Here is a 283-nt window from a genome sequence, read left to right as displayed (position 1 = left end):
CCCCGCCGCGGCCCAGCGCACCGGTCCGTGCTCGATCACCGCGACCGACAGCGCCGTCACGGCGAGCACGGCCGTGAGCTGCCCCGCGAGATCGAGGCGCCGCCCGCCTGCGACGGATTCCCCGGAGCGGTCCGCGCGGACGAGCAGCGCGAGCGCCATGAGACCGAGCGGGAGCGTCGCGAAGAAGATCCCGCGCCAGCCCCACGCCGTCGTCAGCGCCCCGCCGAGCACCGGGGCGAGCGCCACGGCGACCGAACCGCCCGTCGCCCACACGGCGAGCGCC

At 78.1% G+C, this 283-nt stretch carries 1 protein-coding gene; it reads right to left on the bottom strand.

What is annotated here, in order from left to right:
• Window positions 1–283, bottom strand: a 283-nt coding sequence (locus G3I42_RS16030) for an MFS transporter (protein ID WP_164286550.1), incomplete at both ends; no start/stop codon positions are given.

It is taken from the genome of Streptomyces sp. SID11385, assembly GCF_010548245.1.
In the GTDB taxonomy this organism is placed as follows: domain Bacteria; phylum Actinomycetota; class Actinomycetes; order Streptomycetales; family Streptomycetaceae; genus Streptomyces.
This window is presented reverse-complemented; position numbering and strand designations above follow the sequence as displayed.